Origin of the sequence: Paenarthrobacter ureafaciens (assembly GCF_004028095.1) — a bacterium.
Lineage (GTDB): Bacteria > Actinomycetota > Actinomycetes > Actinomycetales > Micrococcaceae > Arthrobacter > Arthrobacter ureafaciens.
Map to the genome: position 1 here is coordinate 706,241 of NZ_SBHM01000007.1, position 26,045 is coordinate 732,285.

The 26,045-nt window shown below is 63.3% G+C and carries 26 protein-coding genes; 16 read left to right on the forward strand and 10 right to left on the reverse strand.

The annotated features are described in order from the left end of the window. Positions 1–17 precede the first annotated feature (17 nt). Positions 18–659 carry a LysE family translocator gene (locus AUR_RS07475; RefSeq protein WP_062098187.1) on the reverse strand — a complete coding sequence of 214 codons (642 nt, stop codon included), beginning with the start codon at positions 657–659 and terminating at the stop codon, positions 18–20. A gap of 198 nt (positions 660–857) precedes the next feature. Here AUR_RS07475 and AUR_RS07480 point away from each other — a divergent pair, with 198 nt between their 5' ends. Genes AUR_RS07480 through AUR_RS07490 form a run of 3 tightly spaced genes read left to right on the forward strand, consistent with a single transcriptional unit; the run spans position 858 to position 2,331 of the window. Then, complete coding sequence (locus tag AUR_RS07480; protein WP_062099365.1) at positions 858–1,736, forward strand: prephenate dehydratase; 879 nt, start codon at positions 858–860, stop codon at positions 1,734–1,736. Between the two features lie 32 nt (positions 1,737–1,768). Beyond that, positions 1,769–2,044 carry a type II toxin-antitoxin system Phd/YefM family antitoxin gene (locus AUR_RS07485; RefSeq protein WP_021472907.1) on the forward strand — a complete coding sequence of 92 codons (276 nt, stop codon included), beginning with the start codon at positions 1,769–1,771 and terminating at the stop codon, positions 2,042–2,044. Next, complete coding sequence (locus AUR_RS07490) at positions 2,041–2,331, forward strand: type II toxin-antitoxin system RelE family toxin (RefSeq protein WP_021472908.1); 291 nt, start codon at positions 2,041–2,043, stop codon at positions 2,329–2,331. Before AUR_RS07485 ends, AUR_RS07490 begins: the two co-directional genes overlap by 4 nt. An 11-nt stretch (positions 2,332–2,342) precedes the next feature. Here the strand turns inward: AUR_RS07490 and trxB are convergent, their stop codons facing one another. Both trxB and AUR_RS07500 read right to left on the reverse strand, forming a co-directional pair. After that, complete coding sequence (trxB, locus tag AUR_RS07495) at positions 2,343–3,320, reverse strand: thioredoxin-disulfide reductase (RefSeq protein ID WP_062098189.1); 978 nt, start codon at positions 3,318–3,320, stop codon at positions 2,343–2,345. A gap of 63 nt (positions 3,321–3,383) precedes the next feature. Further along, complete coding sequence (locus AUR_RS07500) at positions 3,384–5,555, reverse strand: MMPL family transporter (RefSeq protein WP_062098190.1); 2,172 nt, start codon at positions 5,553–5,555, stop codon at positions 3,384–3,386. 161 nt (positions 5,556–5,716) lie between these two features. On the opposite strand from AUR_RS07500, the gene AUR_RS07505 reads away from it, so the two are divergent. The 5 genes from AUR_RS07505 (at position 5,717) to AUR_RS07525 (ending at position 9,946) form a co-directional block, all read left to right on the forward strand. Next, positions 5,717–6,319: a MarR family winged helix-turn-helix transcriptional regulator gene (locus tag AUR_RS07505; RefSeq protein WP_128397103.1), complete on the forward strand. Its 603-nt coding sequence runs from the start codon at positions 5,717–5,719 to the stop codon at positions 6,317–6,319. Between the two features lie 80 nt (positions 6,320–6,399). Beyond that, on the forward strand, positions 6,400–7,215 hold the full coding sequence (locus tag AUR_RS07510) for a class I SAM-dependent methyltransferase (RefSeq protein ID WP_021474094.1): 816 nt from the start codon (positions 6,400–6,402) through the stop codon (positions 7,213–7,215). Between the two features lie 94 nt (positions 7,216–7,309). Further along, complete coding sequence (locus AUR_RS07515) at positions 7,310–7,669, forward strand: YciI family protein (RefSeq protein ID WP_021474093.1); 360 nt, start codon at positions 7,310–7,312, stop codon at positions 7,667–7,669. 47 nt (positions 7,670–7,716) lie between these two features. Beyond that, positions 7,717–8,934 (forward strand): RNA polymerase sigma factor, encoded by a 1,218-nt coding sequence (locus AUR_RS07520; RefSeq protein WP_062098192.1) that lies wholly within the window; start codon positions 7,717–7,719, stop codon positions 8,932–8,934. Positions 8,935–8,965: 31 nt separating this feature from the next. Then, positions 8,966–9,946 carry an aldo/keto reductase gene (locus AUR_RS07525; protein WP_062098194.1) on the forward strand — a complete coding sequence of 327 codons (981 nt, stop codon included), beginning with the start codon at positions 8,966–8,968 and terminating at the stop codon, positions 9,944–9,946. Between the two features lie 46 nt (positions 9,947–9,992). Here the strand turns inward: AUR_RS07525 and AUR_RS07530 are convergent, their stop codons facing one another. The 4 genes from AUR_RS07530 to AUR_RS07545 form a co-directional block, all read right to left on the reverse strand. Further along, complete coding sequence (locus tag AUR_RS07530; RefSeq protein ID WP_128397104.1) at positions 9,993–10,433, reverse strand: hypothetical protein; 441 nt, start codon at positions 10,431–10,433, stop codon at positions 9,993–9,995. Between the two features lie 7 nt (positions 10,434–10,440). Further along, the gene (locus AUR_RS07535; RefSeq protein ID WP_021474090.1) at positions 10,441–11,019 is read right to left on the reverse strand and encodes a hypothetical protein; all 579 of its coding nucleotides are present in this window, start codon (positions 11,017–11,019) and stop codon (positions 10,441–10,443) included. Positions 11,020–11,048: 29 nt separating this feature from the next. Beyond that, the gene (locus tag AUR_RS07540) at positions 11,049–11,459 is read right to left on the reverse strand and encodes a hypothetical protein (protein ID WP_128397105.1); all 411 of its coding nucleotides are present in this window, start codon (positions 11,457–11,459) and stop codon (positions 11,049–11,051) included. A gap of 279 nt (positions 11,460–11,738) precedes the next feature. Further along, positions 11,739–12,812, reverse strand: a complete 1,074-nt coding sequence (locus AUR_RS07545) for a DNA polymerase IV (protein WP_062098196.1) — start codon at positions 12,810–12,812, stop codon at positions 11,739–11,741. A 49-nt stretch (positions 12,813–12,861) separates the two neighbouring features. On the opposite strand from AUR_RS07545, the gene AUR_RS07550 reads away from it, so the two are divergent. After that, positions 12,862–13,485, forward strand: coding sequence for a LysE family transporter (locus AUR_RS07550; RefSeq protein WP_021474088.1), 624 nt, complete (start codon positions 12,862–12,864; stop codon positions 13,483–13,485). Between the two features lie 6 nt (positions 13,486–13,491). Here the strand turns inward: AUR_RS07550 and AUR_RS07555 are convergent, their stop codons facing one another. Next, entirely contained in the window at positions 13,492–14,526 is a 1,035-nt protein-coding gene (locus AUR_RS07555; protein WP_062098198.1) for a LacI family DNA-binding transcriptional regulator, read from the reverse strand. A gap of 197 nt (positions 14,527–14,723) precedes the next feature. Here AUR_RS07555 and uriH point away from each other — a divergent pair, with 197 nt between their 5' ends. From uriH to pabB, 5 genes are all read left to right on the forward strand, one after another. Next, entirely contained in the window at positions 14,724–15,752 is a 1,029-nt protein-coding gene (uriH, locus tag AUR_RS07560) for a uridine-preferring nucleoside hydrolase UriH (protein ID WP_021474086.1), read from the forward strand. Then, positions 15,752–17,185, forward strand: coding sequence for a uridine transporter UriT (uriT, locus tag AUR_RS07565; protein ID WP_062098199.1), 1,434 nt, complete (start codon positions 15,752–15,754; stop codon positions 17,183–17,185). Before uriH ends, uriT begins: the two co-directional genes overlap by 1 nt. After that, on the forward strand, positions 17,182–18,129 hold the full coding sequence (locus tag AUR_RS07570) for a ribokinase (protein ID WP_062098201.1): 948 nt from the start codon (positions 17,182–17,184) through the stop codon (positions 18,127–18,129). The genes uriT and AUR_RS07570 overlap by 4 nt, the downstream gene beginning before the upstream one ends. 179 nt (positions 18,130–18,308) lie before the next feature. Beyond that, positions 18,309–18,881, forward strand: coding sequence for a low molecular weight protein-tyrosine-phosphatase (locus AUR_RS07575; protein WP_031217071.1), 573 nt, complete (start codon positions 18,309–18,311; stop codon positions 18,879–18,881). Next, positions 18,878–20,989, forward strand: a complete 2,112-nt coding sequence (gene pabB / locus AUR_RS07580; protein ID WP_062098203.1) for an aminodeoxychorismate synthase component I — start codon at positions 18,878–18,880, stop codon at positions 20,987–20,989. Before AUR_RS07575 ends, pabB begins: the two co-directional genes overlap by 4 nt. A 52-nt stretch (positions 20,990–21,041) precedes the next feature. Here pabB and cls read toward each other — a convergent pair whose 3' ends face one another. Next, a complete protein-coding gene (gene cls, locus AUR_RS07585; RefSeq protein WP_021474080.1) occupies positions 21,042–22,514 on the reverse strand; it encodes a cardiolipin synthase in 1,473 nt (490 codons plus the stop codon). An 84-nt stretch (positions 22,515–22,598) separates the two neighbouring features. Here cls and AUR_RS07590 point away from each other — a divergent pair, with 84 nt between their 5' ends. Both AUR_RS07590 and AUR_RS07595 read left to right on the forward strand, forming a co-directional pair. Continuing rightward, on the forward strand, positions 22,599–23,540 hold the full coding sequence (locus tag AUR_RS07590; protein WP_062098205.1) for an aminodeoxychorismate lyase: 942 nt from the start codon (positions 22,599–22,601) through the stop codon (positions 23,538–23,540). 294 nt (positions 23,541–23,834) lie between these two features. Next, complete coding sequence (locus tag AUR_RS07595) at positions 23,835–25,337, forward strand: amino acid permease (RefSeq protein ID WP_031217070.1); 1,503 nt, start codon at positions 23,835–23,837, stop codon at positions 25,335–25,337. Positions 25,338–25,550: 213 nt separating this feature from the next. Here the strand turns inward: AUR_RS07595 and AUR_RS07600 are convergent, their stop codons facing one another. Further along, positions 25,551–26,033: a carboxymuconolactone decarboxylase family protein gene (locus AUR_RS07600; RefSeq protein WP_021474077.1), complete on the reverse strand. Its 483-nt coding sequence runs from the start codon at positions 26,031–26,033 to the stop codon at positions 25,551–25,553. Between the last annotated feature and the right edge of the window lie 12 nt (positions 26,034–26,045).

Sequence of the window (26,045 nt, forward strand, 5' to 3'; positions counted from 1 at the left end):
TACAAGGGGATGCAGGGCTAGCTGCTAGCCCCCGATGCCACCACGCCCACGCCCAGTCCCGCGATGATTCCGCTGCTGGCCCGTTCAACCACAGTGTTCACCTTGGGGCGTTTGAGCCATCGCATGGCCTTGAACGCCACCACGGCCACCATGGAAAGGTAGGCGAAGGCAATGACGGCCACCGTGACGCCCAGGATAAGGGACGTGCCCATGGTGTCTCCGCCGTGGGGGATGAACTGCGGGACCACGGCCAGGTAGAACAGGCCCACTTTGGGGTTGAGCAACGTCGACAACGCCCCGGCACCCACAGCGGAGAGCCTGCTGTACGGAAGGGGTGCGTCATGGCCGTCCCCCGATGTGCCGGCGTTGGCGGCTTTACGGGACTTGATGAAGGAGGAAATGCCGAGGTAGAGCAGGTAGAGGCCACCGGCGATCTTGATCCACCGGAACAGCTCGGCTGACTGCTCAAGGATCGCGGCGAGACCGACGCCTACCAGCGCTGCCCAGACGATCGCCGCGCCCGCCGAGCCGGCAGCGGCAGCGATCCCAGCGCTCGGCCTGTTCAAAGCGATGCGCAGCACCAGGAAGGTGTCAGGGCCCGGAGTTACGGACAGCACCAGGCAAAGCCCGGCGAAAGCAGCGAGGGATGCGAGAGTCACAAGACTGATTGTGGGGCATACCCGCAGGTAGCGGAAGCTGGCTCGTCCGGGCGCTTAAGGTGACTGATTTCGGCCTGGAAGAGCTGCAGAAGCACTTCGGCCTCGACTTGGCATACTGAGCACCAGCTCTCGCTACGGACCGGCCATAAGGTGGACGCTTTTGCGCAGCCCTATGCCTCGCGTGAAACCATGAGCACCATGGCCCAGAAGATTGCGTACCAAGGCGAACCGGGAGCCAATTCCGATCTCGCTTGCAAGGAAATGTACCCCGGATACGAGAGCGTGCCCTGCGCCAGCTTTGAGGATGTTTTTGAGTTGGTATCCAACGGCGACGTGGACCTGGCCATGATCCCGATCGAGAACTCCATTGCCGGGCGCGTGGCGGACATCCATATCCTCCTTCCACAATCCAGCCTGCAGATTGTGGGCGAGTACTTCCTGCCTATCCGTTTTGACCTGTTGGGAATCCCCGGCGCCACCATCGAAGGGGCAACGGAAGTCCACAGCCACATCCACGCCTTGGGCCAGTGCCGGAAGATCATCAGGGAAGCCGGACTGAAGCCTGTTATCGCCGGTGACACCGCCGGTTCGGCCCGCGAGGTGCGGGACTGGAACGATCCCCGCAAGTTATCCCTGGCCCCGCCGCTTGCTGCCGGGCTGTACGGACTGGAGGTGCTGGCCTCGGGAGTCGAAGATGATCCCACCAACACCACCCGCTTCGTAGTGCTGGCGCGGGAGACTGCCCTTCCCACAAAGGCGGAGCTTCCCGGCCCGGCTATCACCACATTCGTGTTCCGCGTCCGCAACGTTCCGTCCGCGCTGTACAAAGCACTGGGTGGATTTGCGACCAACGGCCTCAACATGACACGGCTCGAGAGCTACATGGTGGGTAACGAGTTCACGGCCACCATGTTCATCTCCGACGTCGAAGGCCATCCGGAAGACGCGAGGTTGCGGCGGGCCCTGGAGGAACTCGAGTTCTTCACCACCGAGGTCCGGGTCCTTGGCGTCTACCCGGCAGACGCGTACCGCGCAAAGAGCACAGAGACCGCGGGTGCAAGCCAATTACTAGGCTAGTTATTAGCCTGATAATTGGCTAGAATTGGGTCATGAAGACGGTTCCCCTCAGCGAGGCCAAGGACAAACTCTCGGCCTTGGTCGAAGAAGCAGACACCACACACGAAATCATTCAGATCACTCGCCACGGACACCCGTCGGCCGTCCTCATGTCTGCGGATGACCTGGAATCACTTCAGGAAACCATCCACTGGCTGTCCCAACCGGGCCTACGTGAGGATCTTGCACAGGCTCGCCGCGATATCGCAGAGGGCAACACAGTAAGCGGCGATGACCTGCGCCGTGAATTCGGACTGCCTCCCCGGTGAGCAATTCCAGCTTGGAGGGCGAGCCGTGGAACATTCAGGTCACAAGTCCGGCACTGAAAACATTTCATCGGCTTCCCGAAAAGGCCGCCTCCGCCATAGTGGAGTTCATAACCGGGGCCCTGGCAGGCAACCCACACCGCCTCAGCAAACCCCTGACCAATGAACTTCTTGGCATGCGCACCGCCCGCCGAGGTGATTACCGCGTGTTGTTCACCCTCGACATCGAGGACCACGTGCTCTACGTCCATCGAATTCAGCACCGCGCAGATGTCTACAAACCTCGCTGATTCGTCAGCACCTAGGAGTGCGTCGGTTCCTCCACCAATGCCGTGGCAATGCTGTCCACGTCGTCCAGCGCTGCGAGGTACCGTTCAGCATCCAACGCGGCCGCGCAGCCGGTGCCCGCGGCGGTGATCGCTTGGCGGTACCGGTGGTCCACGGCGTCGCCGCATGCAAAGACCCCGGACAGGTTGGTGCATGTGGTAGGCGAATCCACCTTGATGTAGCCCTCGGCGTCGAGCTCAACCTGGCCGGCCACGAGCTCCGTGCGGGGCAAGTGCCCGATCGCAACGAAGATCCCGGTTGCCGCTTGCTCGCGGGTTTCACCGGTCCGCGTATCCGTGAGGGTTACGCCCGTGACCTTGGAATCGCCATGGATGGCCGTCACTGCCGAATTCCACGCGAAGCGGATCTTTGGATTGTCTTTCGCCCGCTGGGCCATGATGCGGGAGGCACGCAGCTCGCCTTTACGCACCACCACGGTCACGGACTTCCCGAACCGCGTCAGGAAGGTTGCTTCCTCCATGGCGGAGTCGCCGCCGCCCACCACAATGATGTCCTGCTCGCGGAAGAAGAAGCCGTCGCACGTGGCACACCAGGACACTCCATGGCCGCTGAGTTTCTTCTCTTCCGGGAGACCGAGTTCCTTATAGGCCGACCCGGTGGCAAGGATGACGGCCGGAGCTTCGTGGGTCTCCCCTGCCCCGGTGACCACCGACTTAAGGTGACCCTGCAGTGACACCGAGGTGACGTCGTCGAACACTATTTCAGCGCCGAACTTTTCCGCCTGCGCTTGGAGGCCATCCATCAACTCCGGGCCTTGGATGCCATCGGGGAACCCCGGGAAATTCTCCACTTCGGTGGTGTTCATGAGGGCCCCGCCCGCCGTTACGGAACCGGCCAGGACCAAGGGCTTGAGGCCCGCGCGGGCGGCGTAGATTGCTGCGGTGTAGCCGGCGGGGCCGGACCCTATGATGATCAGCTGTTGCGTGCTCACAAAATCTCCTTGGCTCGGCGGGTACCCATCAAGTGCAACAAGTACCCGCCAAGCAATCAAGGGTTATCCGCTCACAGGCGCTTTGTCCTGCTCGCTTGCCTGGACGCGCGACCGGGAGCTGCCGCGGCTTAGCTTGCTCGGCCACCAGACCTTGTCTCCGATGTCGTAGGCGAGGGCGGGGACCAACAGCGAGCGCACCAGGACGGTATCCAGAAGCACGCCGAAGGCAACAATGAACGCCAACTGCACCAGGAACATGATGGGGATGACACCGAGGGCCGCGAACGTGGCAGCCAGGACAACGCCCGCCGAAGTAATGACGCCACCGGTGACGCCGAGGCCGCGGAGGATGCCCGGACGGGTGCCGTGCTTGAGCGATTCCTCGCGCACGCGGCTCATCAGGAAGATGTTGTAGTCCACGCCCAGCGCCACCAGGAACACGAAGCCGAACAGCGGCACCGTGGCGTCGGCACCCAAGAATCCGAAGATCCCGTTGAAGACCCATGCGGAGACGCCCATCGCCGCGCCGTAGGACAGCACTACGGACAACACCAGCAGCACGGGGGCCACCACGGACCTGAGCAGGAGCATCAGGATGAAGAGGATGACCACCAGCACGATCGGAATGATCACCACCAGGTCCCGCTGGGCGGTGGTGTTGGTGTCCAGGGCGGTAGCCGTGATGCCGCCCACCAGCGCTTCGGAATCCACTTCCTTCAGTGACGTCCGCAGTTCCTTGACGGTCTCTTCCGCCTCGAGCGAGTCCGCCGCGGAGCTGAGGGTCGCGTTGATGAGTACCCGCCCGTCGCGGACGGCCGGGTCAGCCGACGCTCCCGGAGCCCCGGTGACGGGAATGTTGCCTTCGGCCAGGAGGTAGGCGTCGCTGACGCCGTTGGTTGCCTTGACCTTGTCCAGCACCTGCTGGGCGCTGCCTTCGGAAGCCACCACGACGGCGGGGCTGCCGCTGCCGGCGTCGAAGTGCCTCGCCAGTGCTGCCTGGCCGTCAACGGCGTCGGACTTGGCCAGGATGACGTCGGTCTGCGGAACACCGTTGGCTTTCAACTGCGTAATGCCGATCGAAGCGACCGCAAGGAGCAGGACGGAGGCGACCCATACGATGCGCGGCCGTTTGGAAACCAGCGAACCCACACGGCGCCACAGACCCTTTTGCCCCTCAAGTCCGGTGACCAGCTCAGGTTCGCGTTCGTCGTCGGGCAGTAGCTTGGGCCGGAAAGGCCAGAAGGCCGCGCGGCCCAGCAACGCCATGAAAGCAGGAAGGAGGGTCAGTGCCGCCAGGAGGGCGCATACGATACCGGCCGCCGCCACAGGCCCAAGGCCCTTGTTCGAGTTCAGGTCGGAGAAGAGGAGGCAGAGCAGAGCGATGATGACGGTTGCGCCGGAGGCCAGGATCGGTTCGAACGATGCCTTCCACGCGGTGAGAACTGCTTGCGTTCGGTTGGTGGTGTGGGTCAGCGCCTCACGGAACCGGGCAACGTAGAGGAGCGCGTAGTCGGTTGCCGCGCCGATCACCAGGATGGAGAGGATGCCTTGGCTCTGGCCGTTGAGCTGGATCCAGCCGGCCTTTGCCATGCCGAAGACCAACAGGATGGCTGCTGACAGCGCAAAGACCGAGGTCAGCAGCACGGCGATCGGCAGGACCACTGAGCGGTACACCAGAAGCAGGATGATGAACACCGCACCGAGGGCCACCAGGAGAAGGATGCCGTCGATGCCGCCGAAGGCGTTCACGAGGTCCGCCGTGAGTCCGGCGGGTCCGGTCACGAAGGCCTGCATGCCATCGGGCGCGCCGGGCTGGACCACGTCGCGGAGCTCCTTGACCTTCTCGCGCAGCTCATCCGAGGACGCAATGGGGACGATGAACTGGACAGCCTTGCCGTCTTCCGACGGGATAGGGCCCACGACGGCGCTGCCCAGCTTGAGTGCCTCAATGTCGGCCTTCAGCTTGGCTGCTTCGCCGAGCTGTGCGGGTGTGAAGGCTGAGTCGTTCTCGATGATGACGACGCCTGGAATTTCCTCGGAGTCGCGGAACTTGGCTTGCCACTCCGCTGCGGCGGTCGCTTCAGCGCTTGCAGGCAGGAACGATGCTTGGTCGTTCGAGGAGACTTCGCTGATCCGGCCGAATGTCGGTCCACCAATGCCTGCGATGCCGAGCCACGTGATGACAAGCACCACGGGCACTAACCATCTGAGCCAGAAAGGCACCTTCGATGTCATGAGTCCTTCTTCCAGGGAGGGGTGGCGGGGTTTACTATTTATTAGACAATAGAGTATCTCCACCATGGAACTATTCCAATCCTCTGATTCGGAAATACCTCGTGGGTCCGGAGCGGGAGTAGTATCCGGAAGGCAGCAAACATGAAAGCAGGAGGGTCAGCATGGCTGAGGCTTGGGCCGAACACCCCAATAGTGCTGACGAGGCCACGGAGCGCCCGCAACCCGGGGCCGCGACCGGCGGACAACAGACCGGGCCCCCTCAGGGTGGGCTGACGCAGGACCTCGTGCGCGTGCTGCAGGATTTCACCCTCGAGGCCAACCACTACGTGGACGCTGCCGGAGGGCGAAAGGAGATGCACCGCACCGACCTCAACGCCCTGGCCGTGATCATGCGCCACTCGGCAGCAGGCCGCGTAGTAACCCCCGGGGTCCTCCGCAGCGAGTTGCGGCTGAGCTCGCCTGCCACCACGGCGCTGGTGGACCGGCTCCATGCGTCCGGCCACCTGACCCGCGAGCGCCTGGGCTCCGACCGCCGGCAGGTCCAGCTCCACATGACCCCCAAGGCCTACCAGGATGGCAGCGCCATGTTCCTTCCCCTCGCCCTGCGGATGGGCAAAGCGATGGGAGCCTACACTCCTGAAGAGTTGGAGTTGGTGCAGCGCTTCATGACGGACATGGTGGAGGCCACCATCGCAGCGCGCCACGAAGCAACCCACCCACCCCACCCCGAACCCACCCAACCGCCCCACCCCGAACCCAACTAGGTCGCAATTGTGCGCGTTTTGACCGCTGAAAACGCGCACAATTGCGACCTAGTTGAGTGGGCAAGCTGTAGCGTTTCCCTATGAACGAGCAGCAGCCAGAAGATGTCTACACCCACGGACACCACGAGTCGGTTGTCCGGGCCCACGCCTCACGGACCGCCGAGAATTCGGCCGCGTTCGTCATACCTCACCTGACGCCCGGAACGGCCGTGCTCGACGTCGGTTGCGGACCGGGCAGCATCACGTGCGACTTCGCGCGGCTGGTCGCCCCCGGGCACGTGATCGGGCTGGACCGCTCACCCGATGTCATCAACCAGGCCGCCGAGCTGGCGAAGGACCGCGGCGTGGACAACGTCGAGTTCCGCACCGGCAATATCTACGACCTCGAATTCGAGGATGAGTCGTTCGACCTCGTCCACGCCCACCAGGTCCTCCAGCACCTGACCGACCCCGTGGCAGCGCTGCGCGAAATGCGGCGGGTCGCAAAGGCGGGGGCCATCGTCGCGGTTCGCGACGCCGACTTCCACGGCATGAGCTGGTACCCGGAAGTCCCCGAATTGGACGAATGGATGGAGCTCTACCAGAAGATCGCCCGCCGCAACGGCGCCGAGCCCGACGCCGGACGCCGCTTGGTCTCGTGGGCGCAGCAGGCCGGGTTCGGACAGGTTTCGCCAAGCAGCAGCAACTGGCTCTACGCCACGGCCCAGCAACGCGCGTGGCAATCCAGGGTCTGGAGCGAACGCGTGTTGCATTCGGCCTTCGCCGAGCAGGCTCTTGAATACGGCTTCGCCAACGAGGCCGACCTTGCCCGCATTGCAGCGGGCTGGCATCGTTGGGGAGCCACCGAGGACGGCTACTTCCTCATCCCCAACGGCGAAGTCATAGCCCGGGCGTAAAAAAGTTTGCCGAACCACGTAGAAAATCCGGTATCAGTTCCGACCTATGAGTGAAGGCAACCACACAGGGAGCCCCTCACCAAGGAGTTCAGAGATGAAATACATGATCATGATGTTCGGATCCGCCGAGGGCATGATGGAGACCGCTGATCCGGAGTGGGTCAAGGAAATGATCGGTTTCATGATCCAGATCGACAAGGATCTCCGTGATTCCGGTGAGCTGGTCTTCAACGCCGGACTGGCAGACGGAAGCACCGCCAAGCTGGTCAAGCAGACCCCGGACGGCGTCATCACCACGGACGGCCCCTACGCCGAGGCAAAGGAGTCCCTGATCGGGTACTGGGTGGTGGACGTCGCCAGCGAGGAGCGGGCCGTGGAGATCTGCTCCAGCATCGTCAAGTACGCGCAAGTGGTGGAACTCCGCGCCATCCCGGACGGCCCGCCGGAGGTCTAGCCATCTGCCTGCCGGACCCCTCCCGGGACACGGGAATCGAGGACCTGCTGCGCACGTTCGCGCCGCAGGTCCTTGGCGCGCTTGTCCGCAGGCACGGCCAGTTCGACGCCTGCGAGGATGCCACCCAGGAGGCACTCATCGAGGCTGCCCTGCGGTGGCCCTCCGGACTTCCGGACAACCCGAAAGCCTGGTTGCTCTCCGTGGCCAACCGCCGGTTGATCGATGCTTGGCGCAGCGAGAGCGCCCGCCGGGGCAGGGAAGAGCAGGCAGCGGCCATGGAGCCGCCCAACACCTCCCTGCCGGACCCCGTTTCCGAAGCCGATGACACCCTCACGCTCATGTTTCTCTGCTGCCACCCGGCTCTCTCCGCACCGTCGCAACTCGCCTTGACGCTCCGGGCAGTAGGAGGACTCACGACGGCGGAAATCGCCTCCGCGTTCCTCGTCCCGGAAGCCACCATGGGACAGCGCATCAGCCGCGCGAAGCAGGCGATCCGGAAGGCGGGCGCCAGGTTCGAGCAACCGGCGACGGCGGAGCGGAACGCCAGGCTCGGCGTCGTACTTCACGTCCTCTACTTGATCTTCAACGAAGGCTACGCGGCAAGCTCGGGTGACTCGCTGCAACGCGAGGACATCACGGCGGAAGCCATCCGCTTGACGCGGCTGCTGCTGGAAGCCCTTCCGGACGAGCCGGAGGCAAGTGGGCTGCTCTCACTGATGCTACTCACGGATTCCCGGCGCGCGGCGCGGACTTTACCGGACGGAATGCCCGTGCCGTTGGCGGATCAGGACCGCCGCTTGTGGAACCGCGGGCAGATCGAGGAGGGCATCGCCCTGCTGTCCTCGGTCCTCGGTCGCGGTGGGCCGGGGCGCGGGGCACCGGGGCCGTACCAACTCCAGGCCGCAATCGCCGCCGTCCACGCCGAAGCAGCGTCCGACGCGGAAACCGATTGGCCGCAGATCCTTGCCCTCTACACGGTGCTTGAGGGGTTGGCCCCGAGTCCCGTGGTGACCCTCAACCGGGCCGTTGCCGTTGCACGCGTCAGCGGACCCGCCGCGGGGCTGGCCGTGCTGGACGGACTGGGCTCCTCACTGGGGAAGTCGCACCGGCTGGACTCGGTACGGGGGCATCTACTGGAACTTTCCGGTTCGTTCCGGGAAGCCCGTTCCGCGTACGTGGCCGCCGCCGGCAAGACGGGAAGCCTCCAGGAAAGGCGGTACCTCATGGGCAAAGTGGCGGATCTGGATTCCCGGGGCACTTGGTGATAGCGCTCACAAACACCATATAGTCGACTCCATGGAACAGCGCATACTTGGCAAGACCGGCCGGAACGTCTCAACCGTGGGGCTGGGCACCTGGCAACTTGGGGCCGACTGGGGATCCGTTACAGAAGAGGACGCCTTGGCGGTGCTTGAGGCATCCGTCGACGCCGGCGTTACCTTCTTCGACACCGCGGACGTGTACGGCGATGGCCGCAGCGAGCAACTCATCGGCCGGTTCCTGCGCAGCAACCCGGACCTTAGTATCACCGTGGCTACCAAGATGGGCCGACGCGTCGACCAAGTGCCGGAGAACTACACGTTGGCCAACTTCCGCGAATGGACCGACCGGTCCCGCCGCAACCTCCAGCAGGACACCCTGGACCTGGTCCAACTGCACTGCCCACCGACAGCCGTGTACAGCAACTCCGAAGTCTACGACGCCCTGGATACCTTGGTCAGCGAAGGCGTCATCCGCAATTACGGCGTCAGCGTTGAACGTACCGATGAAGCCCTCGAAGCCATCAAGCGCGGCAACACCGCCACCGTGCAGATCGTCCTCAACGCCTTCCGGCTCAAGCCCCTGGACGAAGTATTGCCCGCCGCCAAGGAGGCAGGGGTCGGCATCATTGCACGGGTTCCGCTGGCGTCCGGCCTCCTGTCCGGGAAATACACCGCGGAAACAACATTCCCGGAGAACGACCACCGGAACTACAACCGCACCGGCGCAGCATTCGACGTCGGTGAAACCTTCTCCGGCGTCGACTTCGCCACCGGCGTCAGGGCAGCGCAGGAGTTCAGCCAGTTGGTTCCCGACGGCGTCACCACCGCACAGGCGGCCCTCGCCTGGGTGATTGCCCAAGACGGCGTCAGTTCAGTCATTCCGGGTGCCCGGTCGGCGTCGCAGGCCCGCGCGAACGCTGAGGCGGGCTCCGTCTCGCTGGAAGGCAGCCTTTTTGATGGCGTCCGGGACATCTATGACCGCTACTTCCGCGAAGCGATCCACCCGCGCTGGTAGGCGTCAGCTGTGGCGGCGCCACCAGTCGGTCGCCGCCACAGATGTCCTATGGCGAGCCGCGGGCTCGTCCTCGTCGACTATGGATTGAGTCCGAGGCGACGGCCGCAATCAGTCCCAGCGTCATGGGCGAAACGCCTCCATCAACAAAAGCCATGGCGAATAAATTGGTCCTCGTTGTGTGGATTGTTTCATAGAGCAGAATCGAGAGAACCGAGGCCAACACCAAGGTGACGAACACGAGTGCCTTTAGGCGAACACTGACCGCAAGCCTTCGATAGCCGACGGTAGCCGAGAAGCACACTAAGATAGTAGCTACGTGAAGTTCCCAAGGAAACCGCTTGGCAATAGATACTGCAGGTGTGCCGGTGAAGTCAAAGAGATACCCGTTGAGCATGCCCTCTGATTGCAGGGCGAGATATCCGGCTGCCAGCACAACGGCGAATGACAAAATTGGAACCACAGCTAGTGAAGTCTTCGAATGCTGCATCCAATTGCTACTTAAAAGCCAACGGCAAAGCGGAATAATTGAACTTGGCGCTGCTTTTTAGACGGTCAAGTTCAACTTGTCCTGACCCGGGGGAAGCATTCGGTTGAACCACGAGATTGCTTACAAACTTCCCGGTCAAATTCGAGTTGGCTTTAATGGGAGTTGCATCCACATCCGCGGGCAGGAGATGCGTGACGACAGCCCGCCCTCCGTTCTCCTGAACGCCCACTCTTACGCCTGAAAGGGCGAACTGCTCTTTCGTTGTGCACGAAGATCCCCCTACAGAGCCAACACCGCGCAGTTGAACGATGATGCATATCTGCGTTCCGCCCTCTGCTTGTGCAACGGAATATTTGCCATTTGTGTCCTCTCCGAGAAGACGAAGACTGGCGGGGTCGACGGCAGCCTGCCCCGGTATAGACCTTGCGATTTCCTTGTCCTGCAAACCCTGAGGGAAAGCCAGCGCGGGGACCAGCACCGGTGTATCCAGAGAGGTGATCTGTTGAGCCATAGCTGGTGACGCGCCTATGGCCAGGCCTGCCACCGGGACGCAAGCTAGTGAAAGCACCTTGGAAAATCTTTTCATGGTTTTCTCCTTAGAAGTCTTCTTTGCCATCAATCACGGAATTGCTCACATGTCATCGCAGGCTGTCCTGGATTAGAGTAGTTTGAATTCCACCAGCACTCTTGAAAGGCGCTGTAGTGCAATGTTGACCAATTATTTGTCCAACTACCCGTATCGCCAGATGCAGAAGAGATCCAATAACCCGTAGCGCCGTCGTAGCTTGCCGTGTACTGATAGTTACTAAAGCCGTACCCCGCCGCGCCCATGCCCGTGTAGACACGACCACCCGAGTCAGTGCCGGTTGCACTTCGCCAGAGACTGTTCGCAAAGCTTTCGCCATCGAAGTAACGATAATTCCATGAGGCGTCCGCTGCTGGCGCCAGAAACATTAGTAAAACACTCAGGCAGCACGCCACTATAGGCAGTGCGAAAGGTTTCAGCTTTGACGTTGAAGTTTTCATTTTCCCTCCATCGTTATGGTGGGAACCCCGTTCTGAGACTAGTACTGATGAAGGAAGTTATCAACGATCTCGCTGAATTTCCACGATTAATTCTTTCGACCACGCGCGGGCAAAGCGAGAACGACCTCGAAACACAAACCTTCGGTTCATGACGCGAAATATGTCGAGTTTAATCCCGAGCTGATGGCTAATGGCTCTGGAGGCAGACTTCAGGCTATTGGAGAATGACACCCGCGCTGGTAGGCGTCAGGCCGGCGTCGTGCTTTAGCGACGCCGGCTTCACCAGCCGCTGCGGGTTGGCGTGTGGCCCTTCCGGGCGTCGTCCGGCATGGCCATTTCGGCGCGCAACCCCAGCAGGCGGATAGGCCGGTCGGGTTCCATCTTGGAGGTCAGGCCCAGGGCCTGGGCGAGGACCTCGGCGCGGTCGAAGGTTTCGGGGATTTTCCGTGCATAGGTCTTGGTGAAGAACGGTTTGTAGCGGACCTTGAGCGTCAGCCCGACCACAGGCCGGCCCTCAGCTGCGACGTCTTCCAAAACCCTGGCGGCAAGTTCCTTGATGGCGTCGCTGATTTGAGCGGGCTCGGTCAGGTCCTGCTGGAACGTGGTTTCCCGGCCGTGCGCCCGGGCAACCCAAGGGGTATCGTCAACTTCGCTGGAACCTTCACCCCTGCCGAGTTGTGCGTACCAAGGGCCCATTTTCGGACCGAATTCTTCCACGAGGCTGGACGGGTCCACAGCGGCCAGTTCATTAACGGTGTTAATGCCATGATCCGCGAGCCTCTTGGAAATCTTGGGTCCAATTCCCCACAAATCCCGCGTGGGCCGATCCCCCATGACCTCGAGCCAATTCTGCTCCGTCAAGCGAAAGATGCCAGCCGGTTTACCGAAGTCCGTGGCATTCTTCGCGCGGACCAAGGTATCGCCGATGCCCACACTGCAGTGCAACCGGGTGTTCTTGAGGACCTCCTGCTGGATCTGCCTGGCGTAGCCGTCGGGGTCCTCGGTGGTCACCCCGACGAAGGCCTCATCCCAGCCCAGCACCTGCACCGTGGCGTCTGGCTGATTCCGGAGGGTGGCCATCACAACCTCTGAGGCGGCGAGGTATGCCTCCTGGTCAACAGGGAGGATGATCGCGTCGGGCACTTTCCGGGCGGCAATGCGCAGCGGCATGCCCGAACCTACCCCGAACTTCCTGGCCTCGTAGGACGCCGTGGACACCACAGCCCGCTCGCTCGGATCCCCTCGACCTCCCACGATCAGGGGTTTCCCGGCGAGTTCGGGCCGTCGAAGTATCTCGACCGCTGCTATGAACTGGTCGAGATCGACGTGCAGGACCCACGGGATTCCGGTCACGGCATTAGTCTGCCTCACTCGCCCGGCCAAAGCACCATAAGCTGATCTGGTGCATTTTTCCCTTTGGCTGGCCTTGGTTGGTGCCGGCACCCTGATCAGTTTCACTCCCGGCGCCGGGGCAATCTTCACCATGAGCAACTCGCTCAACTCGGGCTTCCGACGCTCCATTTGGGGCATCCTCGGCCAGCAAGTGGCACTGGTCATCCACATTGTGATCGTGGCGCTGGGCGTTGGCGTCCTGGTGTCCAATTCGCCGCTGATCTTCAACATCATCCGCTACGCGGGGGCGGCCTACCTCGTCTATTTGGGAATCCGGCAGTTCCTTCACAAGCCGGACCTGGACAAGGAATCCGTCGAGGAGAAGAAGAACGAACCCGCGCTCTCCATGTTCCAGCGCGGCATCTGGGTGAACCTGCTCAACCCCAAGGCGATCGTGTTCTTCCTGGCTTTCATGCCGCAGTTCATCCGGCCGAGTGAGCCCCTGCTCCAGCAATACGTCGTGCTGACGGCCACGGTGATCGTCATCGACATCATGGTCATGTGGTTCTTCTTTGCCCTCGCCGCCAGGTCATTCCAGCGCTTTACCCATAACGCCCACGGGCAGAAGATCCTGAACCGCGTCTTCGGCTGCCTCTTCGTCCTGGTTGGCGTCCTGCTGGCAGTGATCCACTAACTCCGGCTACGCGGGAACAGTGGATCCCCTGACCACCAGCGAACTCTCCAACGTCACGTGCGCTTCCGTCAGGGCCAGCCCCTCCATCAGCGCCCGCAACTGCTCGCCCGCTTTCCGCCCCAGGTCCGTCGCGGGCAGGTGCACGCTGGTGAGCGACGGGTTGCTTGTGGCGGAATACGGGAGGTCATCGAAGCCGGCCACGGCCACTTCCTCCGGGATCCGGATACCTTCCACACGGGCCTCCTGCAGCACGCCATAGGCGTGCGTGTCGGTGCCGCATACGACGGCGGTAACTCCCTCGCGCTGCCAGGAGGGCCAGGCTTCGGCGAAAGCAGCGGCGGCCTCGCCGACGTCGATGGACGTGCTGATGACGTGGTCCGCTGAGACAGTGAGCCCGCAGCGGGAAGCTTCCTCGAGAAACGCTTCACGGCGCAGTTTGAACGTCTCCGTCCCCGTGATGCCGTCCACGTAGGCGGCCCGGGTGTGCCCGGATGACGCGAGGTGGCGCGCCAGTTCGCGGGCGCCTTGGGCAACATCCAGGTTGACTGACGGCGCCCAGGAATCCAGCCCGGGGGCGTCGAGCAGGACCAGCGGACCGCCGGCGGAAAGGTCTTCCAGGAACTCGGCGCTGGGAGCGCCGACCAGCAGTCCGGCGGGTCGGAGGGCCAGCAGCTTACGGACGTCGTCAGCCTGGGGTGACTCCCCGGCGTCGATCACGGAGAGCAGCAGCTGGTATTGGGCACCCAACGATTCGCGGACGCCGGCAATCACGTTGGCGAAGAAGGGGTTGGACACGTCCGGCGTCACGAGGATGACGATCGAACTGACACCGCGTGCCAAGGAGCTGCCGATGCTGTCCACCACGTAACCGAGCTCAGCAATCGCAGTCCGGACTCTGGAAATGTTCTCCTCGGAGACCCGCCCTTGGGTCTTGCCGTTGGCAACCAGGGAGACGGTCGCCGTCGAAACCCCTGCCTTGGCCGCCACCATCGCAGCCGTAACGCGGGGCGCGCGCGTGCGGGTCTGTTGGTGGCTGTCCATGCATCGATCCTAGCCGTGATCCGGGCAATTCTTGTCCCGTATGGCATCAAGCGCTTGACGCTCCAAACGTTAAGCGTTTGACGTAAACCCTCAATGAGTGCCATGATTCCCGTGAATGCCGAGCACCCTGTCCGGCACTGCGCCGCCCCGTCACGGGGCATGGTCAACGGACAGGCCCCAATGACGTGGAGAGAGACGTGGAAATAACAGCCCGCAAAAAGATCATTCTTGACTGCGACCCCGGCCATGACGATGCAGTGGCATTGCTGCTGGCTCACGGCAACCCGGACATCGAGCTGCTGGCCGTCACCACGGTGGTAGGCAACCAGACACTCGAGAAAGTCACGCGGAACGCACTTTCGGTTGCCACGATCGCAGGCATCACCGGCGTCCCGTTCGCCGCAGGATGCGACCGCCCCTTGGTCCGCACCATCGAAACCGCACCGAGCATCCACGGCGAAACCGGCATGGACGGCCCGGAACAGCCCGAGTCCGCGATCGAGCTGGACCCGCGCCACGCCGTCGACCTCATCATCGAAACCGTCATGGCGCACGAGCCCGGAACGGTAACGCTGGTCCCCACCGCTGGTTTGACCAACATCGCCATGGCCGCCCGCAAGGAACCGCGCATCGTGGAGCGCGTCAAGGAAGTGGTCCTGATGGGCGGCGGCTACCACGTGGGCAACTGGAGCGCAGTGGCGGAATTCAACATCATCATCGACCCCGAAGCGGCACACATCGTGTTCAACGAGAAATGGCCGGTGGTCATGGTGGGCCTCGACCTGACGCACCAGGCGTTGGCTACCGATGAGGTCGTCCAGCGGATCGCCAGGATCGGCACCAAGCCTGCCACGTTCGTCCTGGAGCTCATGGAATTCTTCAAGAAGACCTACAAGGATGCCCAAGGCTTCGACTTCCCGCCGGTGCACGATCCCTGCGCCGTTGCCTACGTCATCGACCCCACCGTCATGACCACCCGCAAGGTTCCCGTAGACATCGAACTGCAGGGCAAGCTCACGCTCGGGATGACGGTGGCCGACTTCCGCGCGCCCGCTCCGGAGGACTGCCACACATCCGTTGCCGTTGACCTGGACCACGGCAAGTTCTGGGATTTGGTCATCGATGCGATTGAACGGATTGGCGAACCAACGCACGACGGCGGCGCTTCCGCAGATGCGCTGGTCGCCGAAACTGCCGAGGCCGTGCTGGCTGGAGAGGCAAAGTGATGACCACCCCAACCGCCACCCGCAACAACGTCACAGCCCTCATGGTTGCCCTGCTCGCAGCCTGCGTGGCCTTCCAGCTCAACGCGTCCATGCTCAGCCCGGCGCTGGTGACCATGGGCAACGAACTTCAGACCGACCAGGCAACCATCGGCCTGTCGCAGACCTGGTTCTTCACGGCTGCAGCCCTCTTCTCCTTGTTCCTGCCCCGCCTCAGCGACATCGTGGGCCGCAAGAAGATCCTCCTCGGCATGATGCTCCTCATGGCCGTGGGCTCGGTCATTGCGGCCTTGGCCCCGGATGTCACCTGGCTGTTCGTTGGCCGCATCATCCAAGGCGTCAGCGGCCCGACCGTTCCGCTGTGCCTCATCATGCTTCGCTCGGCCGTGAGCAACAACCGCAAGTACGGCGCACTCATGGGCCTCATCACCGCGGTCAACGGTGGCGTTGCGGGCGTTGACTCGTTCGTAGGCGGCTACTTCGCGGAGAACTTCGGATTCCGCAGCATCTTCTGGCTCATGGTAGCCCTGGCCATCGTGGCGACTTTCCTGATTGCCTTCCTGGCCAATGAGAGCAAGCCCGCCGCCGGCACCACCATGGACTGGCTCGGCGTGTTCTTCATCGTCATCGCCGTCGGTGCCCTGCTGACCGCGCTGAACGAGGGCGCCAAACTCGCCACCGCCTTCGACGCCGGAACCCTTACCTTCGCCGTCGTGCTGACCGTGGTCGCCGCCGTCGCGTTCTTCGCCTTCTGGACCGTGGAGAAGCGCGCCAAGCAGCCGATGGTGGAAACCGTGCACCTGCGGCAGCGCTCCACGTGGGCTCCCCTGCTGACCACGACGCTCACCATGACCGGTATCTTCGCGGTGATCAACGGAATCGTCCCGGCGTACGTCCAGGCCGCAGACCCGGGTTTCGGCGTGGGACCCACCGAGATGTCGCTCATCATCCTTACCCCGTACGCCCTGCTCGGTTGGCTTTTCGGGCCGATCAGCGGCCGGCTGGCTCCGGTCCTGGGCTACACAAAGGTGCTTCGCATCGGCCTCGTCGGCAGCCTCGTGGCCTTGGCCATCATCGCCTTGTTCGGCCTCAACAACCTGCCGATGATGATCGTCGGCACGGCCTTGCTGGGCATCATGTACGCCGGTACGGTCAACATCATGCTGAACGGACTGGGCGTGGTGCTCTCCCCGCAAGGCAACCCGGGCTTCCTTCCGGGCATGAACGCCGGGGCCTTCAACCTCGGCGCCGGACTCAGCTTCCTGGTCCTTCCCGCAGTCCTGGTGGCTACCTCAGCGCTGGGTGACGCGAAGGGGTCCTACCTGACCGTCGTCGTCGTTGGTTTTGCCATCACCTTCGCCGCGTTCGCCGCATCGCTGCTGATCCCCAAGCCCGTCGACGCCGAAGTAGCCGAACACGAAGAGGTAGCAGCATGAGCAGGTCCGGGATCGTCGTCGTGGGTTCGCTCAATGCGGACCTCACCATCTACACCGAGCGCCTCCCCCAGCCGGGAGAGACCGTGCATGGCAACGGCTTCGCGGTGAATCCCGGCGGCAAGAGCGCCAACCAGGCCGTCGCGGCCAGCAAGCTCGGCGGGAATGTGACGCTGATCGGTGCCGTCGGCGACGACGCCAACGGGACGATGCTCCTCGAGTCCACCGCGGGTGCCGGCGTGGATGTCTCCCGCGTCCGGCGCTGCGACACGGCCACCGGCGTGGCGGTGATCTCCGTGGACGCGCGCGGCGAGAACAGCATCATCATCTCCGCTGGCGCCAACGGCACCCTCGCCCCCGCGGACGTGGACTTCGACGCGTTCCGCGACGCCGCCGTCGTCTGCCTCTGCCTGGAGGTGGGCATCGACACCGTGGTAGCCGCCGCACAAGCCGGGCACGACGCCGGAGCAGCGGTACTGCTGAACCTGTCGCCTTACGCTGAGGTGCCTGAGTTGTTGGCCGGATTGGCGGACGTCCTGCTGGTGAACGCCCACGAGGCCGCACTGTTCCTGGGCTCGGAGGCCGGCATCCCGGATCCGGACGCTGCAGTGGAAGCCTGGGAGCCCGTGCGGAGCCGCTTTGCGGACCGGGGCCTGCAGCGGGTGCTCGTGACCCTGGGCGCGCAGGGTTCTGTGGTGCTGGATTCGCTGGCCCTGGGCGGGCAGCTGACCCGCATTGCTCCAACGCAGGTCTCGGCCGTGGATACGACCGGCGCCGGGGACGCCTTCACGGGTGCCGTGGCTGCGCGTTTGGCCGCCGGCGATTCGTTGGTGGCGGCTGCGTCGTTTGCCTCGGTGGCAGCTGCGCTGGCTGCAACAAAGAAGGGCACGCAAGCTGCGTACCCCACCCTCGAGCAGGTAGAAGCCGCCCAGCCATTTCCCAACTAGGTCGCATTTGTGCGCGTTTAGAGCCCTCAAAACGCGCACAAATGCGACCTACATGGGTTAGGCCGGGCCGAGCATTTTCGAGCTCCTGTCACCGGATATGACAAATTCGACACAGAAAGTGACACGTGATTCGAGTAATCCACTAGCCAAGTCGGGGCGACATGAATCATGCTTGCACCATGTACTCAACGTCGAGCCCATACCGCGTCATTACGGTCTGCACCGGGAACATCTGCCGCTCGCCCATGGCAGCCCTCATGCTCACCGAAGCCTTCAAAGCGGAAGGGCTCGGCCACCTCGTTGAGGTGGACTCCGCAGGGACGACGGGATACGAGGTGGGACACCCCATCGATCCCCGCGCGGCCCGTGTCCTGATGGCCCAGCACATCGCGTCGGAGGACCACATCGCACGGGAATGGCGGCGCGAATGGTTCATTGAGAGGGACCTTATCCTGGCACTGGACGTCGACCACTTCGGCTGGCTCCAGGAAGGCGCTCCGGACAAGGAAGCACTGGGCAGGGTCCGCATGCTCCGCAGCTTCGACCCCGCAATGGCCGGCCGCAGCTCCCTCGACCAAGGCATCGAGGACCCTTGGTACGGCGGCCATACGGACTTCGACAACACATGGATCCTCATCAGGGCAGCGGTCCCGGGAATCGTGCAGCACGTCAAGGCGGCTATCGCCGAACGCGAAGGAGCAGGTCGGCTGGACGGGTCAGAGGACCACCAGCAGGTAACCTCTATGTCATGACCCCTGCCCCCGTGATTATTGCTGTCGACGGGAGGTCAGGCGCAGGCAAGACCACCCTCGCCGTTGAACTGGCCGCCCGCCTTCGGGAGCACCACAAAGTTTCCCTGTTCCATCTGGAAGACATCTACCCCGGCTGGAACGGGCTGGCAAGCGGCATTGAGCGCTATGTGGCAACGGTGCTTGCTCCGCTGCGCGACGGCAAACCCGCGGAATGGATCAGCTGGGACTGGGAAAAGCACTACGACGGTCGTACCCAGGTCACGCTCCCCGCGGAAATCGTTATTGTTGAAGGCGTCGGCGCGGCAGCCCAAGCCGCCCGCGGCATGCTCGACGCCGTCGTCTGGGTGGAAGCATCAGGTGAGGACCGCCGTCGTCGGGCCCTTGCGCGCGACGGCGGGAGCTACGAGCCGTACTGGGACGCCTGGGCGCAGCAGGAAGAAGAGTGGCTGGCCGTTGACCCTGTGACGGAAGCGGCGGACATCCGCGTGCAGAATCCCGCCGACGGCAGCGCCCCCGCGCACGTGCTGCAGGCCATGACGTACCTTGCACCGCTGGCCGCCGTGCTCTCGCCCGAGCTGAGCGCGCGACGCGGCCTGCAGCTTCGGGCGGAACGGATCGACGCGGCGCCCGACGCCGAAGCCCTCTTCCAGGACGTTTACGGATCGTCAACGAATGCCGTGTGGCTCGATTCTTCCAACGCCGACACCGCCATCACCGGCGGAACCCAGGCCGCCGCCCGCAGCCGGTTCAGCATCATGGCCGACGACGGCGGGACGTTCGGCCAGTCTGTCCGCCACTCCTCAGGGACTACGTGGGTGACGACCGGCTCGGCCACCGTGCGCAGCTCCGGCCCCTTCTTCCGCTGGCTGGACTCGGTGTGGGGCCGCCGGGCAGTGCGCTCTCCCGAGGGATACGACGGCCAGTTCACGCTGGGCTGGCTGGGGTACCTCGGTTACGAGCTCAAGCGGGAAACCGGCGGCAACGACGTCAGCTCCGCTACCCCGGACGCGGCGCTGGTCTTCGCCGGGCGGGCGCTGGTTCTGGACCACCGCGAGCACGCCGTCTGGCTGCTCGCTTTGGAAGCGCCCGACGCCGACGAATGGTTCAGCGTTGCCCGCGCCGCCGTGGGGGCAGCTGACGCACACCCTGCCGTGCACCCGGCAACGGTCCGCCCGGTTTCCGGCCTCCCGGTTTCCGGCCGCCGCGCCGTGGGTGTCCCCATCGATACCACCGGGCAAGCCGTTGCGGCCGCTTCCCCGGAGTTCGCCTGCAGGGATTCGGCCACCGACTACAGGCGCAAAATCACCGAGGCGCAGCACGAAATCAGCGAGGGAAACTCCTACGAGGTCTGCCTCACCACCACGCTCGAGGCCCCCGCGGGGGAACTCGACCCGTGGCAAAGCTACCAAGCCCTGCGTCGCCGGAACCCCGCCCCGTTCGCGAGCTACCTGCGGTTCGGCGGCTTGGCGATTGCCAGTACGTCTCCGGAACGCTTCCTGCGGATCACCTCCGACGGCGGGATGCGGGCCGAACCCATCAAGGGCACGCGCCGTCGTTCGGCAGATGACGCCGAGGACATCCGGCTGCGGCACGATCTTGAGACCTCGTTGAAAGACCGCGCCGAGAACATCATGATCGTGGACCTGCTCCGCAACGACCTCAGCCACTTCGCGGTGCCGGGCTCGGTGACGGTGAGCAGGCTGTGCGCGATCGAAAGTTACGCCACCGTCCACCAAATGGTCAGCACCGTGGACGCCCACCTGCGGCCCGGGGCACCGCGGGCAGAGGCCGTGGCTGCCGCCTTCCCGGCCGGTTCCATGACCGGGGCGCCGAAGATCAGCACCATGGACATCCTGGACCGCTTGGAAGCAGGCCCGCGCGGCGTCTACTCCGGCGCCATCGGCTACTTTTCGATGAACGCCGCTACGGACCTGGCGGTCGTCATCCGCACGTTGGTGATAAACCCCGACGGCGGCGGCGGACGAACGCTCAGCCTGGGGGTCGGCGGGGCGGTTACTGCGGACTCGACGCCGGATGACGAGTACGACGAGATCCGCACGAAGGCCTTCGGCGTTCTGTCGACCCTTGGAGCGACATTCCCGTCCTGAGCCTCCGTGGGCGTTCCGTTGGCTGCTTCGTTTGAGCCGTTTCGGGGCCCTTTTACTGGAGGGTGGCCGTCAGCCGGGCCACGTTGTCCACATACTTGGCAAGAGGGGGTCTGTGCACCCAATCCTCGAGGGTAAGCTCACGGGAAACCTCGCGATACGTGGACTCCACGGCCCGCATGAGGTTCACGGTGTCGGCGCCCAGGAGCATCACCGAGACCTCCATGTTCAAGGAGAAGGAGCGCATGTCCATGTTGCTGGAACCGAGCACCGCCACTTCGTCGTCGATCGTGAAGTGCTTGGCGTGGAGGACGTACGGAGCCCGGTACAGGTAGATGCGGACCCCCGCGCCCAGGAGTGCTTCGTAGTAGGACCGTTGGGCGTGGTGGACCAGGAACTGATCGCCCTTTTCCGAGACAAACAACTCCACGTCAACTCCCCGTTGGGCAGCAGTGGTGATGGCGTAGAGCAGTGAATCGTCAGGGACGAAGTACGGGCTGCAAATGGAGATCCGGTGCTGTGCCGAATAGATCAGCGTGTTGAACAGGCGAAGGTTGTTCTCCGTTGAGAACCCCGGACCGCTCGGCACCACCTGGGCCGTGACGCGTCCTGGATTCGACTGCTCCGGAAGGCGCAACTGGTCTTCAAGGGATTCGTCGGTCTCGCTGAGCCAGTCGGTGGCGAAGACGACGTTGAGGGTCGGAACGATCGGACCTTCGAGGCGGGCCATGAGCTCCACCCATTTCCGACCCACCTTGCGATGCTTGGGGTTGTTGTAGGACGGCTCAATCAGGTTCTGCGAACCGGTGAAAGCCAGCAAGCCGTCGATCACCAGGATCTTGCGGTGGTTACGGAGATCGGGGCGACGCCACTGCCCGTGGATGGGTAGCAGGGGAAGCATGGGCCGCCACTGGATCTTGCTCGCTTTGAGCCTGCGCTTCAACCGCCGGTAACCCTTGATGCGGAGCGTGCCAATGTGGTCAAAGAGCAACCGGACAGTGACGCCGCGTTCCGTGGCGTTCTCCAGTTCGGTCAGCAGTTCATCAGTCACGTAGTCGCTGCTCATGATGTAGAACTCGGCGTTGATGTAGCTCTTGGCCCCGCGGATGGCCTCTGTCATGGCCTTGATGGACTCTTCGTAGCCCGGGATGAGTTCCACTTTGTTTCCGTCAACCATGGGCAAGGAACCCAGCCGGTGGTTAAGCTCGCCGGCCGAACGGACCCATTCCGGGCCGGAGTACTCGCTCGTGGGGTCGGACAGATCGGACGTGACGGACCGGACCCTGTGGTTGACCGCTTCCTGCTGTTCCCTCCGGCGTTTGGAGAGCCTGAAGTTGCCGAACAGCAGGAACAGGACGAAGCCCACGGAAGGAATCAGGAAGACGGCCAGCAGCCAGGCCATGGCCGTGGTGGGGCGGCGATTACCGGGAATGATGCCCAGGAGGACAATGCGCATGATGACTTCCGCAATGACCCAAACGCCCAAAAGCCACGTCCATTCAGGGCCCAGCGGAAAAGGGAAAAGCATTCGACAAACCCCCACGGTTCATGAACTAACGGTGACCACAGCCTATCCGCCGTGCGCGTTGCCGAGCGCCACTAAGCTGGGATCATGACTTCTCCCGCGCCAACGGTCCTCGTTTTCCTTGATCCTGCCTACCCGAACGGCAGGGTGGCCGATTCCAGCCAGCCGCAGCTCATGGCCACGGATCTGGGTGCCACACGCGGTGACGGAGTCTTTGAATCCCTGCTCGCCGTCCAAGGCAGGCCTCGCAAGGTACAGGCGCACCTGAACCGCTTGGGCAGTTCCGCAGCGGCACTCGATCTGGCCATTCCGGGGCAGGATGCCTGGCGCAGCGCCATCGATACCGCCCTCGCCGAATTCCGCACGAACTACCCTGCTCCAACGCCCGAGGAAGACGAAGTCGTCGTCAAGCTCCTGGTGACCCGCGGCGTCGAAGGCGCCGCAACGCCCACGTGCTGGGTCCAGGCTTCGCCCTCACCCGCGGGCAGTCGCCGGCAGCGCGAGACGGGCATCGACGTCGTACTTCTTGACCGCGGTTTCGACACCGAGGCCAGCGAACGGGCGCCCTGGCTGCTGCTGGGCGCCAAGACGCTGTCCTACGCCGTGAACATGGCCGCGCTGCGTTACGCGCACAAGCAGGGGGCGGACGACGCCATCTTCACGTCCACCGACGGCCGCGTCCTTGAAGGGCCTACCTCCACGGTGCTGCTGGCCCACCTGGAGACGGTGGACGACGGCGAAGGTTCCGTCAAGACGGTCCGGCGCCTGATCACGCCCCAACTGGACAGCGGCATCCTGCCCGGCACGTCCCAAGGCGCCCTTTTTGCGGCGGCCAAGGCAGCGGGCTGGGAGCTCGGCTACGGTCCGCTGGTGCCTCAGGACCTCTTTGATGCTGATGCTGTCTGGTTGATTTCGAGCATTCGCTTGATCGCGCCCGTCAACCACATCAATGGCCAGGAAATCGGCTCGCCCGCAGTCCGCAAGCAGCTGACCGCTGAGTTGAACCAGCTTTTCGCGGGCATCGAATAGGAACACGTCCTGGACGTGCGCCTTGGGTGCAGCGGGGGTGCACCCTGGGTCCAGGCGCCTGCACGGAAGCTGCCCGCAAGGAACCTAACAGACAGCAAGTGAAGTAATCGCTCTGATGACGCTCTGATTAGAAACTCTTAAGCTCAGGCTTTGCGCTCCTTCGCGTCCAATCGGCTTCCTTAGCCTCCTTGAAATGGGGCTTCGTCCTGTGATGAACCTTGTTCTCGTGTTAGTTGGATCACCTCCTCCTTGCACCACCTTTTAGAGTTTGCCGGCTAACTTTCCGGAGGGAATATGGGACTCAGCTCCCCAACACATGCCGAGGGATCGGCCACCGACGCGTCGTCGGACAGAAGGCCTTCAGACGTTGATGCATCGGATCGAGGGTCTTCCGCCGAAGGCCTTCGCCGTTCCATGGGTGCCCGCCACCTGGTGATGATCGCCATGGGCGGCGTCATCGGTTCGGGCCTGTTTGTCAGCTCGGGTTACACCATCGCCACCGCAGGACCACTGGGAGCCGTCATCGCTTTCCTCGTCGGCGCCGTGGTGGTCTACCTGGTCATGGCCTGCCTCGGGGAGCTCGCCGTTGCGTTCCCCGTCTCAGGCGCGTTCCACATTTATGCAGCGCGGACCATTGGGCCCGCCACCGGTTTCGCCACTGCCTGGTTGTATTGGCTCTGCTGGGCGGTGGCCCTGGGATCGGAGTTCACAGCAGCCGGGTTGCTCATGCAGCGCTGGTTCCCGGACGTCGACGTCTGGATCTGGTGCTTCATCTTCGCCGCCGTCCTCTTCACCCTCAATGCGATTTCATCGCGTGTCTTTGGCGAATCGGAGTTCTGGTTCGCGCTGATCAAGGTTGCCGCCGTCGTCGGGCTGATCATCCTGGGCGGCGCCGCTTTGCTGGGCTTCCACCCGCTGGCGCAGGGCGATTACCCGTCATTGACGGAGAACTTCACCACCTCCCAAGGCTTGTTCCCCAACGGCTTCACCGGCGTTTTTGTAACGTGCCTGGCCGTGTTCTATGCCTTCTCCGGTTCGGAACTCATCGGTGTGGCTGCGGGTGAAACCGAGGATCCGGGCAAGAACATCCCCAAGGCCATGCGCACCACGGTCATCCGGCTCATGATCTTCTTTGTCGGGGCGATTCTGGTCATCGCAGCAACCATCCCTTACGAGAAGGTCAGCGTTGACGAAAGCCCGTTCGTGACGGTGTTCTCCATGCTCGGCATCCCGTTCGCTGCGGACATCATGAACTTCGTGATCATCACAGCGTTGTTGTCCGCCGGCAACTGCGGCCTCTTCTCCTGTGCGCGGATGCTGTTCTCCCTCGCCGACGAGGGCCATGCGCCCAAGGCGTTCCGAAAACTCACCAAGCGCGGTATCCCCATGGTCGCACTCTGCGTCAGCATGCTGGGCGGGCTGGCATCGTTGATCAGCAGCGTCGTGGCACCCGCCACTGTTTACCTTGTGTTGGTCTCTGTTGCGGGCTTCGCAACCGTGGGCGTTTGGATGTCCATCGTGGCCTCGCACTTCGTTTACCGGCGGACCTTCGTACGGAACGGCGGCGACCTCTCCTCGCTCCCCTACCGCGCTCCGCTGTTCCCGCTGGTACCAATCCTCGCGTTTGCGCTGTGCGTTGTGTCCCTGGTGGGCATCGCCTTCGATCCCAACCAGGTTGCAGCGCTGCTGTTCGGCATCCCGTTCGTTGGTGCTTGCTACGCCGTCTTCTACTTCAAGTACGGACGACGCCGGCGGCTCCCCCGAGCGGTCGAGGGCAAGGCCTCTGTAGGCTCCTGACCTCATTTGGAACCAGGGCAGCCCCCGAGCAACCTTCATTGGTTGCACGGGGGCTGCTTTCGTCTGCAAATCTCTATCTAAAAGCCCTCGAAGCCTCGGCAGGGTGTGCCGCCACCACCCACTTTGAGACGGCGGAGGCCCAACACGCCGGGAAAACCCGGCCTAGCGGCGCCTAGTGAGCCCAAAGAGGGTCGTGGAGGTACGCCTGGACAGCTACTTCTTGGCCACCCGGACCGGATGCTCGCTCAGTATGGACAGCCTGTTGAAGGCATTGATGCCGATTGCTGCCATGCAAATCACGCTGATCTGCTCGTCCGAATAGTGCTCCCGGGCTTCAGCGAAGAGCTCGGCGCTGGGCCTGGAGGTGCTCATTCGGGTGATCTGCTCGGCAATCTTCATGGCCAGGACCTCTGCGGCCTCGAACAGCCCCACTTCCCTGTAGACGGCAACCAGGGACAACCGCTGCTCCGTCTCTCCGTACTTCAAGGCCCGCCGGTGATGAAGGTCCAGGCAAAACGCGCATCCGTTGATTTGCGAACACAGGTAGTTGATGAGTTCCAAGGTCTTCCGCGGAATCCCCACCCGGTCGGCTTCATCCACTAACTGCTGCGAGTAGTGCGTCAACGTGGCGTAGAGGTCCGGCTGTTGCTTGTCCAGATAGCCGGCGAGGCGCGGCGTTGTCTCCTGTTCGGGCATGCTTGGAGCCTA

Excerpts from the sequence above, each read along its gene's own strand:
- AUR_RS07570 (WP_062098201.1), top strand. The coding sequence starts at position 17,182 with ATGAGCAGGTCCGGGATCGTCGTCGTGGGTTCGCTCAATGCGGACCTC.
- AUR_RS07535 (WP_021474090.1), bottom strand. The coding sequence starts at position 11,019 with ATGAAAAGATTTTCCAAGGTGCTTTCACTAGCTTGCGTCCCGGTGGCA.
- AUR_RS07525 (WP_062098194.1), top strand. The coding sequence starts at position 8,966 with ATGGAACAGCGCATACTTGGCAAGACCGGCCGGAACGTCTCAACCGTG.
- AUR_RS07590 (WP_062098205.1), top strand. The coding sequence starts at position 22,599 with ATGACTTCTCCCGCGCCAACGGTCCTCGTTTTCCTTGATCCTGCCTAC.
- AUR_RS07530 (WP_128397104.1), bottom strand. The coding sequence starts at position 10,433 with ATGCAGCATTCGAAGACTTCACTAGCTGTGGTTCCAATTTTGTCATTC.
- AUR_RS07600 (WP_021474077.1), bottom strand. The coding sequence starts at position 26,033 with ATGCCCGAACAGGAGACAACGCCGCGCCTCGCCGGCTATCTGGACAAG.
- AUR_RS07510 (WP_021474094.1), top strand. The coding sequence starts at position 6,400 with ATGAACGAGCAGCAGCCAGAAGATGTCTACACCCACGGACACCACGAG.
- AUR_RS07505 (WP_128397103.1), top strand. The coding sequence starts at position 5,717 with ATGGCTGAGGCTTGGGCCGAACACCCCAATAGTGCTGACGAGGCCACG.
- AUR_RS07595 (WP_031217070.1), top strand. The coding sequence starts at position 23,835 with ATGGGACTCAGCTCCCCAACACATGCCGAGGGATCGGCCACCGACGCG.
- cls (WP_021474080.1), bottom strand. The coding sequence starts at position 22,514 with ATGCTTTTCCCTTTTCCGCTGGGCCCTGAATGGACGTGGCTTTTGGGC.
- AUR_RS07500 (WP_062098190.1), bottom strand. The coding sequence starts at position 5,555 with ATGACATCGAAGGTGCCTTTCTGGCTCAGATGGTTAGTGCCCGTGGTG.
- AUR_RS07540 (WP_128397105.1), bottom strand. The coding sequence starts at position 11,459 with ATGAAAACTTCAACGTCAAAGCTGAAACCTTTCGCACTGCCTATAGTG.
- AUR_RS07575 (WP_031217071.1), top strand. The coding sequence starts at position 18,309 with ATGTACTCAACGTCGAGCCCATACCGCGTCATTACGGTCTGCACCGGG.
- AUR_RS07480 (WP_062099365.1), top strand. The coding sequence starts at position 858 with ATGGCCCAGAAGATTGCGTACCAAGGCGAACCGGGAGCCAATTCCGAT.
- pabB (WP_062098203.1), top strand. The coding sequence starts at position 18,878 with ATGACCCCTGCCCCCGTGATTATTGCTGTCGACGGGAGGTCAGGCGCA.
- AUR_RS07515 (WP_021474093.1), top strand. The coding sequence starts at position 7,310 with ATGAAATACATGATCATGATGTTCGGATCCGCCGAGGGCATGATGGAG.
- uriT (WP_062098199.1), top strand. The coding sequence starts at position 15,752 with ATGACCACCCCAACCGCCACCCGCAACAACGTCACAGCCCTCATGGTT.
- AUR_RS07555 (WP_062098198.1), bottom strand. The coding sequence starts at position 14,526 with ATGGACAGCCACCAACAGACCCGCACGCGCGCGCCCCGCGTTACGGCT.
- AUR_RS07485 (WP_021472907.1), top strand. The coding sequence starts at position 1,769 with ATGAAGACGGTTCCCCTCAGCGAGGCCAAGGACAAACTCTCGGCCTTG.